Source organism: Anaerobacillus sp., assembly GCF_046314235.1.
GTDB lineage: Bacteria > Bacillota > Bacilli > Bacillales > Anaerobacillaceae > Anaerobacillus.
Genome location: NZ_JBKBWN010000004.1, coordinates 301812 through 316217 on the forward strand (window position 1 = coordinate 301812; position 14406 = coordinate 316217).

Sequence of the window (14406 nt, forward strand, 5' to 3'; positions counted from 1 at the left end):
AAAAAGCTTGCAGTATTTTATTAAAGATTTAGTTATGATATTATATTTAAATGCAAATGAAGTGTAAAGGAGTTTACTAAATGATTTACTTTGACAACAGTGCAACAACAAAACCTTATAAAGAGGTACTTGAGACTTATAGCAAGGTGTCGGAAGTTTATTTTGGGAATCCTTCTTCTCTTCATACATTAGGGAAAGAAGCCGAAATGTTATTAGATCAAGGGAGAGATCAAATCGCAAAACTCCTTAAAGTTAACAAAAAAGAAATTATTTTTACTTCTGGTGGAACAGAAGGAAACAATTTAGCTATTAAAGGAACAGCACTTGAGCATAGAAATCGCGGTAAGCATTTAATTACGACTAACGTCGAACATGCTTCAAATTTTGAGGCGTTTGGCCAGTTAGAACAGTTTGGTTATGAAGTGACTTATCTTAATGTTAATGAAGATGGTGAAATTTCATTTGACGAATTAAAAAATGCTCTTCGTGACGACACCATACTAGTCTCTATGATCCACGTGAACAATGAATTAGGCTCAATTCAACCGATTAAAGATGTTGGAAAATTGTTAAGCGCTTATCCAAAAGTTTATTTTCATGTAGACCATGTTCAAGGTATGACGAAAGTACCACTTTCATTTAAAGATTGTCATATTGATTTATGCACTATTTCTGGCCATAAATTTCATGGGCCAAAAGGAACAGGCGCCCTTTACGTACGCCAAGGCGTAAAATTATTTTCGTTGTTTACAGGTGGTGTCCAAGAGAATAACTTACGGGCAGGAACGGAAAATATACCTGGATGCGTTGCGATGGCAAAAGCACTTAGATTATCTATGGAAAAATATGTTGAAAATAAAAGTCATTTAAACGACCTGAGAGAACGTTTAATTAACGCACTAGCAGAAATGGATGGAGTTGTTATCAATAGTCCCAAAAATGGAGCTCCGCACATTGTTAATTTTTCTTTACCTGGGATTAAACCTGAGGTTGTCATCCAAGCCTTAGGGGAGCACCAAATCTATGTCTCAACAAAATCTGCCTGTTCTTCGAAATTAGCTGAGCCAAGTAGAATATTAATGGTAACTGGTTTAGGTGTTGAACGTGCAGAAAGTGCGATTAGATCAAGCTTTTCGTTTGAAAATACTATAGAAGAAGTAGATGAGTTTGTAGCCACGTTACAAATCATTTACTCACAACTAAAAGAGGTTATGAGGTAATGAACATGAACTATGATCATATTGTTATTCGTTATGCAGAACTAGCTCTAAAAGGAAAAAATCGTTCCCAATTTGAGAGAAGACTTCAAGAAAATATTAAGATGGCGTTAAAGCCATTTCCCAATGCAAAAATTGAACGAACTTTTGGAAGACTATTTGTTAAATTAAATGGGGAAGACCATGAACTAATTGCTGAAAAGCTTTCTAAAATTTTTGGGATTCATTCATTTAGTGTGGCAGTTAAAGTTGAAAATTCACTTGAAAAAATCCAAGATGGCGCTCTACGGGCCATTAATGAAGTGTTAGACGGAAAAAAAACCTTCAAAGTTTCGGCTAAACGAGCAAATAAGGGGTTCCCAATTGACTCTCAAAAATTGAATTATGAAGTCGGTGGGTATCTATTAGAAAATACCGAAGGGCTTACTGTAGATGTTCATAATCCAGATATCGAGGTAAAGGTTGAAGTTCGAGAGGTAGCAACATATATTTCATGTGGAGTATACAAAGGTTCTGGTGGACTTCCTGTTGGGACTGGTGGTAAGGTTGTACTTATGCTTTCTGGGGGGATTGATAGCCCAGTGGCGGGGTATTTAGCGATGAAGCGCGGCGTTAAGATCGAAGCGATTCACTTTCATAGTCCACCATATACGAATGAACGTGCAAAACAAAAGGTTATTGATTTAACAAAGGTATTAACAGAATATGGAGGCAAAATTCGACTCCACGTCGTACCATTTACTAAAATACAAATGGAAATCCATAAAGTAGTGCCAGCGAACTATACAATGACAATTATGCGAAGAATGATGCTTCGTATAAGTGAAAGAATAGCAAATGATCACAAGGCATTTGCGATTACGACAGGAGAAAGTCTTGGGCAGGTTGCCAGCCAAACCTTGCATAGTATGCATACGATAAATGAAGTAACGAATATGCCTGTTCTCCGTCCATTGGTAACGATGGACAAGTTAGAAGTCATTGATATCGCTCAACGAATTGGTACCTTTGATTTATCAATTCTTCCTTACGAAGATTGTTGTACGATATTTCTCCCACCAGAAACTAGTACTAAGCCGTTACGAGAAAAGGCAAACAAATACGAAGTAAACCTAGACATTGAAGATCTTATTGAAGAAGCTGTAGCGAACCTAGAAAGCATTAACATTACAACAGATAAAGAAAAGAATGATGATTTTCAAGGTTTATTATAGAAAACTTTAGATGAAACAATTACCAACAAAAAAAAAGTATTGATTAGCCTCCATGTACACATGATATGTTTACAAGGGAGGTGAGACACAGATGGCAACTAACAACAATAGTTCAAACCAACTTTTAGTACCAGGAGTTCAACAAGCTCTTGATCAAATGAAGTATGAAATCGCTTCTGAATTTGGAGTACAATTAGGTCCAGATGCTACAGCTCGCGCTAACGGTTCTGTTGGTGGTGAGATTACAAAGCGTTTAGTCCAAATGGCTGAACAACAACTAGGCGGATACCAACAATAATTAAATAAAATGGCTGTGAGAGGTGGCTTATGCCACCTCTCTTTTGATTCATATATAAATAGGTAAATAGGACCATATTTATCTTAATCTGTAAAATTATATAAAAATTCGAAAATAAATATTCAAAAAAATCACTATATTCTGTATAATAAAAATAAATGTTAATCTTAAAGGGGGAGAAATTATGGATCAGAAAAAATTGATTGCTCCAGAGACATACAATATATCACAAGAATTCGAGAAATTTAAAAGCGAACGACTAGCTGTAAAATGTTTAACTGAACAAGGAGAGGTAATTGAAATCACTTACGAAGACTTAACGGATAAGGCGAATCAATTTGCAAACGCTTTAATTAATCAAGGTATGGAGAAAGGTGAGCGAGTGCTCGTTCTGCTACAGAGAAGTATTGAGGCTTATATTACCTATTTTGCTTGTTTAAAAGCTGGTTTAGTAGTAATCCCATGTTCCGAAATGCTTAGAGCAAAAGATTTAACGTACCGGATTAATCATGGTGAAGCAAAAGCCGTGATTTCCCATCATCTTTATGTGGGTGAGATTGATAAAATTGATGAGGCAATTCCAAGTTTAGCTTATAAATTTGTGATTGGAAATGATACAGAAGGTTGGTTAAGGTTAGATCAGTTAGCAAGTTCAGAGGAGAAGGAATTTGAATGCGCAAAGACTAGTCGAGACGACATGGCGTTCTTATCATATACATCTGGAACAACGGGCAATCCTAAAGGGGTTGTACATACACATGGTTGGGGATTTGCACATATTGAAGTTGCCTCTAAAATGTGGCTAGATGTTAAAGAAGGAGATGTCGTTTGGGCAACTGCAGGACCAGGTTGGCAAAAGTGGATTTGGAGTCCATTTCTTTCAACTCTTGGCTTAGGTGCAACCGCACTTGTTTATCAAGGTAAATTTGATCCAAATAAATATTTACAAATTCTCCAAGATAACGATGTTAACGTCATGTGTTGCACTCCTACAGAGTACCGGCTAATGGCTAAAGTTGATAATATTAGTGAATATAAACTTAGTAACTTAAGAAGCTCAGTTTCAGCAGGTGAGCCATTAAACAGAGAAGTTATCGATACATTTAAGCGTGAGTTCAATGTCGATGTGCGAGATGGTTATGGTCAAACAGAAAATACGCTTTTAGTTGGTACGTTATTGGGAATGGAAATTAAAGCTGGCTCGATGGGGAAACCAACACCTGGAAATCAAGTAGTAATCATCAATGAAGATGGAGTGCAAGTTGCAGTAGGTGAAGTAGGTGATATTGCAGTTCATAAAGATGCGCCTGCACTATTTAAGAAATATTATAAAGATCCAGAAAGAACCGCAATGGCATATCGTGGTGATTATTATGTCACAGGGGATCAAGCGAAAATGGATGAGGATGGTTACTTTTGGTTTGAAGGACGTAATGATGATATTATTATTAGCTCAGGCTATACAATCGGACCGTTTGAAGTTGAAGATGCCTTGACTAAGCATCCAGCTGTTAAAGAATGTGCCGTAGTAGCTAGTCCTGACGAAGTACGTGGAAATATAGTAAAAGCATTTGTTGTTCTAAGAAACCCTGAACTAGCTAGCGAATTGTTAGTTAAGGAGCTTCAAGACCATGTGAAAACTTTAACAGCACCATATAAATACCCACGGAAGATAGAATTCCTTAATGATCTTCCTAAAACGATATCAGGAAAAATACGTCGTGTAGAATTAAGAAAACAGGAACAGGCACTAAAAAAGTAACCAAATAACTAATCAAATAAAGCAGATAGCTGAGCTATCTGCTTTTTGACATTTTATAAATTGTAAAAAATTTGTTGCAATAATTTCTATTTTTTGTAACTATTAGTAAAGGAGAAGTAACTAGTTGCTCAAAGTCAAATGTCTTCGAAAAAATATGAAAGTGCACACCATTTTTCATAGAACATTTATTGTCGGCGATCATGCGATTACTCGTAAAGTACAATATTTTCTAGAGGTTATTAATAACCGAGAGCATGCGCGTTCTTATAAAAATGTTTTTTGGACTCTTTGGAAGAAAGAATTATTTTTAAGCTTTAGCATTTTAATCTGCTTCTCAGCAAGTTTAATATTAATGTCGTGGCAATGTCTAATACTAAGTGCTTCGTTGTCTGCACCGACGATTGGGTAATCATTACCATCTTGGACTACTTTTAAGGTTAAAGTACTATCACCACTTAAAATTAACGGTGCGCCTAACGTTCTAAACTCATTATTGTTTAATGAAGCAATTTCTGTTAATTGGATTGCCTTAATTCTTGGGTCAACAATTGCCCCACCTAATGACTTATTATAGGCTGTACTTCCAGTAGGAGTAGAAGCAATTAAACCATCGCCACGAAATGTTTCGAAATAAACATCATCAATAAATACATCGATAACAAAGGTGCGAATAACATTTGAGCGAATTGAGCATTCATTAAAACAATAAAATGGCTTTTCACCATTAACACTAACTTCTATTGTTGGGTTTTTACGTACCTCAACTTCTTCATTTTCCATGGCGTCTAAGATTGATTTTATGTCGTTTAATGAGAAATCGGTATAAAATCCTAAATGGTCACCTGTGTTTATACCTAGGTAAAGACAATCTGCTTGAAAATCAGTTTTTCTTAACGCTTGTAAAAACGCTCCGTCCCCACCGATACTGACGATGATATTTGCTTGCCTGTAATCTGTAACAAGGTGAAAGTTATATTCTTTGGCAATCTCCTTTAATGGAGCTATTTTTTCTTCTATTTCTTTTGTTGGTTTGTAAAATAAAAAAACATTTCTGCGTGTTGGCATTTTTGTTCTCTCCTTCTTCTTAAGTTGTACAGCTGTAGATCTTACTAGTATTATTTCTTTATTATTTGAGGAAAATCCTGCTTAATTTATTTAATTACAATAAGGAGTTGTTAAAATGAGTAGTAAACGTTGGATGGCTTTAGGTTTAGCTTTTGCCCTTTTCTTTCTTTCTCTTGCAGTAAGTTCATTTACTTCTGGGATTACTGGCCAATGGACAGGGTGGTTTTCGGAAGGTGATGACGAGATCTGGCTTGAAAAAACAATTGAACAAGGAAATGGAAAAGGAAAGATAGTTGTATTGGATGTGAATGGTGTTATCCAAGAAGCTTATGATACACCGTCACTTTTTGAATCTGTTACGTATAATCATCGTCAATTTTTAAAAATGTTAAGACAAGCGAGTGAAGACCCACTAGTTGATGGTATTATTATTCGTGTTAATTCACCAGGTGGAGGTGTTGTTGAAAGCGCAGAAATACATGATTTAATTGTTGAAATACAAGAAGACTATCAAAAACCAATTTATATATCTATGGGTAGTTTGGCGGCATCTGGGGGTTATTATATTGCGGCACCAGCCGATAAAATTTTTGCAAATGAGGCCACGATCACAGGATCATTAGGTGTTATTATGCAAACAATCAATATAAGTGAATTAGCTGAAAATTTTGGAGTTCGATCAGAGACGATAAAAAGTGGACCCTATAAAGATATTATGTCTGAATTTCGAGAAATGACAGATGCAGAAAGAAATATTTTACAATCAATGATTGATGACTCCTACGAGGCTTTTGTTGATGTTATTGCAAACGGTCGAAAAATGGATCGAAGTCAAGTAAAAAAAATTGCTGACGGAAGAATTTATTCAGGAAAACAAGCATTTGAGTTAGGTTTAATTGATGGTCTAGGAAATTTAGATCATGTTATCGATGTTTTAAGAACAGACATTGGGAGAGGCGATATTGATGTCATTAAATATGAAGAACCGTTTAGCTTTCCTGGATTTTTAACAATGACAACTCAGAATTTACTGCTAAAGCAGCAAGACCCTCTCGGCTTGAAGCAGTTAATTAACTATTCAAATTCACCAAGCTTAATGTACTTGTACAATAGGGAATAGGATGGTGAATGTAAATGGATGAGCTAAATATTCAAGAAGAAATTATTCGCCCCACTTATCGTTTTGCAGGTTTTTGGATGAGATTTTGGGCATATTTATTGGATCTACTAGTTGTAAGTAGTTTAACCAGTATTATCGTTACGCCGATACTGAATATTAGCGGTTTGCGGGGAGTGCAGTTAGCCTTTTTCTCAATTGAAATTATTCTTATAGCGATTGTAACTTTGCTATATTTTGTCTTACTAACAAAAAAGTGGGGGCAGACAATTGGGAAAAGAGTGTTTGGTATAAAGGTGGTAAGTAAAAACTCTCAACAACTTACTTGGTCAGCGCTCATTTTTCGCGAAGTTGTAGGAAGATATATTTTGCAGGCCTTTACTCTTTCCTATACACTTTATGTAATCGTTGCTTTTCAACGCAAAAAACAGGGTTTACACGATATGATTGGTGACACGTATGTTGTTCATGATGAGATTTAATCAAAAGGTTTAGTTGAATAATTTTGAAGAAATGTAGAATTTTTTATATAAAAGTGAAATTTGTCTATAAAAGGCGGTGAGCCTTTGACAGCAATTTAACTTGTATATGATTAATTCTACATTTTTTTGTTTAATTTTATTAAGAGAAGGTGATAATGGTTGAGAGAAGGAGGAATTTGCCATGCATTGGATTTGGTGGGTTGTAATTTCGATAGTCTCTTTTCTCGTATTGCTTCCTTTTGCTAAAATTACAGTCAATTTAACTTATTTTCATGAACAAGATAATGATGAATTAAAAATAAAAATTTCCACCTTATTTGGCCTAGCCTCCTATAGAATTAATGTTCCAGTATTAAAAATTGACGAAGACTCTGCAGCAATAATCGTGAAAGAAGAACAGCATTCAGCAATTGGCGATACAGAAAAGACAGAAAAATTTACACCGGAAAGAATTCTTAATGATCTTCGTAAACTGAAAGATTTCTTAACACATGTCGTGGGTTTCCACAAAATAGTAAGGAAATTATTAAACAAAATATCGATAACAAAATTTTCATGGAGAAGCATCGTTGGAATTGGTGATGCAGCGTTAACAGGAACTTTAGTAGGTGCAGTTTGGGGAATTAAAGGAAGTACACTTGGAATAATAACTAATTATATGAGACTTAAAGTCGCTCCTGAGATAGAGGTACACCCGAACTTCCAAAGATTGACATCACACACTGAATTGGCATGTATTTTTTCTTTTAGGCTAGGGCATGCTATAATCGCAGGTTTACAAATCATTAGACATTGGAAGAAGCGTCCAAAGTTTACTGATGGTTTGTATAAGAATACCGGTATTTAATGTTAGGAGGATAAGATAATGTCAGAACATCCAATTCAAGGTTTAATGAAAACAGCGATGGAAAACATCAAAGAAATGGTTGATGTTAATACAATCGTGGGGGATCCAGTAGAGACTCCAGATGGTAGTGTAATTATCCCAATTTCTAAAGTAGGATTTGGCTTTGCAGCTGGTGGGAGCCAGTTCGTCATTGATAAGACCGCTGAAAAGGAGCTGCCTTTCGGTGGTGGTAGTGGTGGTGGTGTATCAATTACTCCGATAGCATTTCTCATTGTTAGTTCGTCTGGCGTTAAGATGGTTCATTTAGATGAAAATACTCATCTTTATGAAAAGTTAATGGATTTTGCGCCGCAAGTAGTAGAAAAAATTCAACAAATGATGAATAAAAATCAAGCGCAAAATCAACCACCAACAACTGAAGTCAATATTTCTGCAGATAAACTAGATTTGTAAAAAAATTGACAACGGAAGTCACGTAAAAGTGTCAGTTACCAAATGTGATCGCTATAGAGCTGTACTTTACACTCTAAATCGAGGAACAGCGGCAACTGACACTTTGTTTTTGTTAAATGATTAAACTACATAATAAATAATCTTAGGTCTAGCAATTACTTTATTATTGGTAAAAATTCTAATTTCCACCTGAAAAGCATATTTCTTGAATATAAATCATATTAGAACTATATTTAACACTGTAGTGATGTTAATTTAACGAGGAGGAAAATTCGTATGGCAAATGTAACATTTAAAGGTAACCCGATTACGTTATTAGGAAATGAAGTAAAGGTAGGAGAGGTAGCTCCTGATTTCACAGTACTAGCCAATGACCTAACACCAGTAACTTTAGATAATTTAAAGGGTAAGGTTACAGTTATTAGTGTCGTTCCATCCATTGACACAGGTGTTTGTGACGCTCAAACTCGCCGTTTCAATGAAGAGGCTGCACAATTAGAAGGAGTTCAGATTTTAACAATTAGTGTCGATTTACCATTTGCTCAAAAACGTTGGTGTGGAGCAGCTGGAATTGACAAAGTACAAACATTATCTGACCACCGCGAACTATCATTTGGAAAGGCATTTGGCGTAGCGATCGAAGAATTAAGATTACTTACAAGGTCTGTATTTGTTTTAAATGCTGTTGGAGAAGTTGTCTATGCCCAATATGTATCAGAAGCAACGGATCACCCTGACTATGAAGCACCAATCCTTGCTGCAAAAGCTTTAGTATAAAAACATGATAGTTTTGGCAGACGCGTTTTAGCGTCTGCTTTTTATTGTGTGTAAATAATGATAACTAGAAGTTAACAAAGTCTATTTCAATAAAAAAATATAAAAAAGTATATGTTCCTTCTCATGTTGGAATAAAAGAGGTAGAATTAAGAATTGAGATGGGAGTGAAGATATTGGATAAAAAATTAGACCTAGAAACTTTTTTTATGAAATTAGATGAAAGTACAGAAATTATCCAAAATGATTGTGAACTTACATATATGGAGGCCCTTATCTATGCGGGGGAAATGTTTTTTCAAGGGGAAGTGACCCACCCATTAAGTGAGTTAGCACTTAAAAAAGTAAAAAAAACTATGAGTGATGTTAATTTAGAAGAATTAACGAAAGAACAGATCAGAAAAGCCATTCAGTTGGCAATTTTAAAAGCAATGAAGGAAGCTACACAACCAAATCATGCAATGACTCCTGATGCGGTCGCTATATTTATGGGGTACTTAGTCAATAAACTGACAGAAAAATATGAAGCGTACCGGATTTTTGATCCAGCAATAGGATCAGGAAATTTAGTAACAGCTATTTTAAATCAAACGAACAAACACGTTGATTGCTATGGTGTTGAACCTGATGAAACATTATTACAGCTTGCTTACGTTAGTGCCAATTTACAGCAGCATAATATTGAATTATTCCATCAAGATAGCTTAATGGATATATTGATTGATCCAGTTGATATTGTCGTCGCTGATTTACCAGTCGGTCATTACCCTAATGAAGAAGTAGCTAGTAGGTATCAGTTGAAATCGGATAAAGGCATGTCATATACCCACCATTTAATGATTGAACAATCGCTAAATTATACAAAGGATGGCGGCTTTTTATTGTTCCTTGTCCCAAACTTTTTGTTTGAAAGTGATCAAGCGAAATCGCTTCATAGCTTTATTAAGGAGCATGCTCATATTTACTCATTACTTCAGTTACCGAAGTCAATGTTTAAAGAAGACAAGCATGCGAAAAGCATCTTTATTATCAGGAAAAAAGCAATTGGAATTAAGGGGCCGAGTCAAGCGTTGTTAGCTGAATTACCTTCTTTCTCAAATAAACAGGCATTGAGCCAAATGGTAACAAGCATGAACAAGTGGTTTGAAACTTACTTAAAATAGTCTAAAAGAGCAAGTAGCCAGTGTAAGGTGAAAGCTCTTTATTTATTAGCTTGCAACGATGCTATTGCGGATGAAACATCATTATCTATTTTTAGGCTGACGTTTTAGCTAAATTTTTTTTGATCACCATAATTTAGAATAATAAAAACTTCCCTTGATGGTAAGCTAATACAAGCAAGGTGGTTGATAACCTCGGAATGATCCTTTTATCAATTTTTGTTTTGCACTGTAAAAATAGTAGTAATACAGTTACTTTGCATGTTGTATTACAGTTCATTCTGCAACAATAACTTTTTATATGTATATCAATAATATAGTCATAAGACAAAAAAACTGTACTACAAAAAAAATGTTCATTTTTAAAGAAATTTGCTCCGAAAGTATTGAATTCTGTGGTTAACAGTGTTTAAATAAAATATGGGGAAATGATAATCCGACAATATTCGATATTATTATTCATTTAAAAAATAAGGGGATGTAAAAAATGGCAAAAATCATGGCGATAAACGCTGGTAGCTCGTCACTTAAGTTTCAGCTTCTAGAAATGCCAAATGAAACGGTTGTAACAAAAGGGATAGTAGAAAGAATTGGCTTAGAAGATTCTATTTTTCAAATAGAAGTAAATGGTGAAAAACAAAAAGAAACACGTAATATTTTTGATCACTCAGAGGCTGTTAAAATATTGTTAGAAAAACTAACTGGATTAGGAATTATTCAATCTCTAGATGAAATCGAGGGGATTGGGCACAGGGTAGTACACGGAGGAGAAAAGTTTAACGATTCGGTCCTTATTACGGATGAAGTACTAAAAGGGATTGAGGATGTTTCGGAACTTGCTCCGCTTCATAATCCGGCTAATATCGTTGGGATTAAGTCGTTTTTGGCAGTATTGCCAAACGTTCCGGCTGTCGCGGTATTTGATACTGCTTTCCACCAAACAATGCCAGAACAATCATTTTTATATAGCCTTCCTTACGAGTACTATGAAAAGTTTGGGATTCGTAAATATGGTTTCCATGGTACTTCTCATAAATATGTAACTGAGCGTGCTGCTGAGTTATTAGGTAGACCAGTTGAGCAATTGCGATTAATCTCTTGTCACTTAGGTAACGGGGCGTCAATTGCAGCAATTGAAGGTGGGAAATCAATTGATACTTCAATGGGCTTCACACCACTTGCAGGGGTAACAATGGGTACCCGTTCAGGAAACATTGACCCAGCTTTAATTCCTTTTATTATGGAAAAAACAGACCAATCTGCAACAGAGGTTCTTGATGTTTTGAACAAAAAGAGTGGAATGCTTGCTTTATCAGGCTTCTCAAGCGATCTTCGTGATATCGAGTTACAAGCTCAAGAAGGTCATGAAAGAGCTGAACTAGCATTAGAAGTATTTACATCACGAATCCATAAATACATCGGTTCATACGCTGCTCGTATGCATGGTGTTGATGCTGTTATCTTTACTGCTGGAATCGGTGAAAATAGTGATGTCATTCGTGCGCGCGTTTTGAAAGGTCTTGAGTTTATGGGGATTTATTGGGATCCTTCTTTAAATCAAGTTCGTGGAAAAGAGGCATTTTTAAATTACCCTCATTCACCAGTCAAAGTCATCATTATTCCTACAAACGAAGAAGTAATGATTGCTAGAGATACAGTTCGTTTAGCACAATAAGAATAAAAGTAATATTTGCTTGCAGTTAACACCTACCATGTAGGTGTTTTTTCTTTTTTTCTTTTAATGAATTATTATTTCAGTTCCGCACATAAGTTTAGTAAAATATAAACTAGGAAAGAAGACGTGGAGTGATTTAAAAATGAAATTGATTAAAGAGACATGTGAAGGTGATCGGTTCTTTGGATTTTTACTAATAAAAGAACTACACAGAAAAGTCGCAACAAATGGTAGTGAGTATTTTGATATCGTTTTGGCCGATGCATCTGGAATTATTTCTGCCAAGCTATGGGATATATCTGAAGAACAAAAAGCAACGTTTTCAATAAAAAAAATTGTTAAAGTGGATGGTATTGTTAGCTTATATCGTCAGCAAAAACAACTTCAAATTCAGCGAATACGTTTATCACTTCCGGAGGATGACATCGAAATTCAAACCTTAATTCAAAAAGCGGATGTTTCCAGGGAAGAGCTTTGGCAGGAACTCAGGATGATCATTGAGGAAATACAATCGCCAACGTTACAAAAACTTGTAAAAACGGTATTAATGGTAAAAGAAACGCGAGAGGCACTTACGACAATTCCTGCAGGTATGAAAATGCATCACTCTTATTATGCAGGTTTATTAGAACATGTTGTCACACTTATGCAGAGTGCGTTGCAACTATTTCCTATTTATCCGCAGTTAAATAAGGATTTAATTATTGCCACGTGTTTATTGCACGACATTGGTAAAACAATAGAGCTTTCAGATCCAATTGCACCCGAGTATACAACCGAGGGCGAGCTAATAGGACATATTGTCCTAGGAATAGAACTCATAAACGATGCCGCGAAAGAAGCAGGAATATCTAGTCGTGATGAAGAACTTCTTGCTTTAAAGCACTGTATTTTGAGTCATCATGGTGATGTTGATTTAGGATATGGCAGTGCGATTTCCGGAAAATTGCCTGAAGCGATCTTTTTTCATTACTTAGATCAACTAGATGCTAAACTGAATGCGATGAAGCTTTCGTTTAAAGGAAACTCAGAAGAGTGGGTGTATTCTCCGATGTTACGGAGAAAAATACGCAATTTGAATAAGGAGTGACGATAATGGAGTGGACTAGTCGTGATAAAGTAGTTTATGAAACGATTGAGAATTGGGAAGAGACATATTTTATTGAAGGAAATAAAAGCGGTTATTATTCTCTAGAAACTAGCTTCAATGAAGTAATTGAAAAGTGGCGTCCTGATCTACAAAAGAAATTATTGAAAACCGTCGATAGTATTATTTTCCATTCCCATGCCATTGCTCAAAATAGTAGGTTTGATCAAGAAACAACGGCGAAAGTGTTAGATTTTGGTCGTCTATTCAATGAAAACATAAATGAAATTCCAGATATGAAGCTGTTGAAGATTGATCAACTCCGCTATATTGCAAATCAACATCTTGCAAAACAGAGACTAATTTCTTTAACTCAAGGTGGATTTGCAGGTATAGGTGGCTTATTTACTGTAGCATTAGATTTACCGCTGATGTTGACAATTAATTTACGTTCTATTCAATTAACAGCCATGACCTATGGGTTTGATTTAAATAAACCTTATGAACTAATGTTAGCTTTAAAAGTGTTCCACGTAGCGACATTACCAAAAACATTGCAAAAGGAAGGCTGGAAGCAACTATTGTTAGAGCTTCACGAATATGAAGATGAATGGTTACTTTTTGAAGAACCAAACATTGAAAAATCAACTGTATGGCTTATGCAGCCTCTAAAACAAATTGGTAAAGGATTAATTTTATATCTTTGCCGCAAAAAATTAATTCAAGGGCTACCACTAATAGGGATTACTGTGGGCGCGACAGCCAATTACTTTTTAGCAAAACAAGTGTCGGAAATTGCCCATCACTTTTATCAGAAACGATTTTTGTTAGAGAAGAATTAACTTTTCCGAAAACACCTTGCATATTTCTTCTATACAAAGAAGAGTTGTTGTAAAATGAAGGTATATATTGGGGGTGTAATCGTTGTATCGATTTGAGTATGACCAGCGTTTAGGAATTTCTATTCCAGATTTAGATCGGGATTGGCAACTGTTTGATAAAGCTACACAAGAAGAAATATTATCTCAATGGGAAGAGATCAGAGGAGATATTCCTGACCGTGTTAAAAAGCTAGAGGAACAAATTAACATAAAACAAGCAGAATTATTTAATGAAGATGATTTTAACAAATCTTGCGACATTAATACGGAAATTTCAGAACTAGCTTCAACGATTAACGACCTTTGGCTTTGGTTCAGATCTCAAGGAGAAATTTCAGGGAAAAGTCATCATTAAAAATTCGTAAGCTTTTGAA

Annotated in this window: 15 protein-coding genes; 14 read left to right on the forward strand and 1 reads right to left on the reverse strand. The window is 35.4% G+C overall.

The window, feature by feature from the left end:
• Positions 1-80: 80 nt before the first annotated feature.
• The 4 genes from ACK4M9_RS07525 to mbcS all read left to right on the forward strand — a co-directional run bounded on the left by ACK4M9_RS07525 (position 81) and on the right by mbcS (position 4491).
• The gene (locus ACK4M9_RS07525) at positions 81-1220 is read left to right on the forward strand and encodes a cysteine desulfurase family protein (protein WP_409849010.1); all 1140 of its coding nucleotides are present in this window, start codon (positions 81-83) and stop codon (positions 1218-1220) included.
• A 5-nt stretch (positions 1221-1225) separates the two neighbouring features.
• The gene (gene thiI, locus ACK4M9_RS07530) at positions 1226-2431 is read left to right on the forward strand and encodes a tRNA uracil 4-sulfurtransferase ThiI (protein ID WP_409849012.1); all 1206 of its coding nucleotides are present in this window, start codon (positions 1226-1228) and stop codon (positions 2429-2431) included.
• Positions 2432-2522: 91 nt separating this feature from the next.
• Positions 2523-2729 carry an alpha/beta-type small acid-soluble spore protein gene (locus ACK4M9_RS07535; protein ID WP_409849014.1) on the forward strand — a complete coding sequence of 69 codons (207 nt, stop codon included), beginning with the start codon at positions 2523-2525 and terminating at the stop codon, positions 2727-2729.
• Positions 2730-2913: 184 nt separating this feature from the next.
• Positions 2914-4491, forward strand: a complete 1578-nt coding sequence (gene mbcS, locus ACK4M9_RS07540; RefSeq protein WP_409849016.1) for an acyl-CoA synthetase MbcS — start codon at positions 2914-2916, stop codon at positions 4489-4491.
• Positions 4492-4755: 264 nt separating this feature from the next.
• Here mbcS and ACK4M9_RS07545 read toward each other — a convergent pair whose 3' ends face one another.
• The gene (locus ACK4M9_RS07545) at positions 4756-5556 is read right to left on the reverse strand and encodes an NAD kinase (RefSeq protein ID WP_409849018.1); all 801 of its coding nucleotides are present in this window, start codon (positions 5554-5556) and stop codon (positions 4756-4758) included.
• Positions 5557-5671: 115 nt separating this feature from the next.
• On the opposite strand from ACK4M9_RS07545, the gene sppA reads away from it, so the two are divergent.
• From sppA to ACK4M9_RS07600, 10 genes are all read left to right on the forward strand, one after another.
• Positions 5672-6676 carry a signal peptide peptidase SppA gene (gene sppA, locus ACK4M9_RS07555; protein WP_486303942.1) on the forward strand — a complete coding sequence of 335 codons (1005 nt, stop codon included), beginning with the start codon at positions 5672-5674 and terminating at the stop codon, positions 6674-6676.
• A 14-nt stretch (positions 6677-6690) separates the two neighbouring features.
• Positions 6691-7155, forward strand: a complete 465-nt coding sequence (locus ACK4M9_RS07560) for an RDD family protein (RefSeq protein ID WP_409849020.1) — start codon at positions 6691-6693, stop codon at positions 7153-7155.
• Positions 7156-7336: 181 nt separating this feature from the next.
• Positions 7337-8002 (forward strand): DUF2953 domain-containing protein, encoded by a 666-nt coding sequence (locus ACK4M9_RS07565; RefSeq protein WP_409849022.1) that lies wholly within the window; start codon positions 7337-7339, stop codon positions 8000-8002.
• A gap of 18 nt (positions 8003-8020) precedes the next feature.
• Entirely contained in the window at positions 8021-8455 is a 435-nt protein-coding gene (ytfJ, locus tag ACK4M9_RS07570) for a GerW family sporulation protein (protein WP_409849024.1), read from the forward strand.
• A 276-nt stretch (positions 8456-8731) separates the two neighbouring features.
• The gene (tpx, locus tag ACK4M9_RS07575) at positions 8732-9232 is read left to right on the forward strand and encodes a thiol peroxidase (protein ID WP_409849026.1); all 501 of its coding nucleotides are present in this window, start codon (positions 8732-8734) and stop codon (positions 9230-9232) included.
• A 206-nt stretch (positions 9233-9438) separates the two neighbouring features.
• The gene (locus tag ACK4M9_RS07580) at positions 9439-10392 is read left to right on the forward strand and encodes a class I SAM-dependent methyltransferase (RefSeq protein WP_409849199.1); all 954 of its coding nucleotides are present in this window, start codon (positions 9439-9441) and stop codon (positions 10390-10392) included.
• Between the two features lie 484 nt (positions 10393-10876).
• Positions 10877-12064, forward strand: coding sequence for an acetate kinase (locus tag ACK4M9_RS07585; RefSeq protein ID WP_409849028.1), 1188 nt, complete (start codon positions 10877-10879; stop codon positions 12062-12064).
• Between the two features lie 142 nt (positions 12065-12206).
• Positions 12207-13154: a 3'-5' exoribonuclease YhaM family protein gene (locus ACK4M9_RS07590; protein ID WP_409849029.1), complete on the forward strand. Its 948-nt coding sequence runs from the start codon at positions 12207-12209 to the stop codon at positions 13152-13154.
• Positions 13155-13159: 5 nt separating this feature from the next.
• Positions 13160-13993 carry an EcsC family protein gene (locus ACK4M9_RS07595; RefSeq protein WP_409849031.1) on the forward strand — a complete coding sequence of 278 codons (834 nt, stop codon included), beginning with the start codon at positions 13160-13162 and terminating at the stop codon, positions 13991-13993.
• 82 nt (positions 13994-14075) lie between these two features.
• A complete protein-coding gene (locus ACK4M9_RS07600) occupies positions 14076-14387 on the forward strand; it encodes a hypothetical protein (RefSeq protein WP_409849033.1) in 312 nt (103 codons plus the stop codon).
• Positions 14388-14406: the final 19 nt, after the last annotated feature.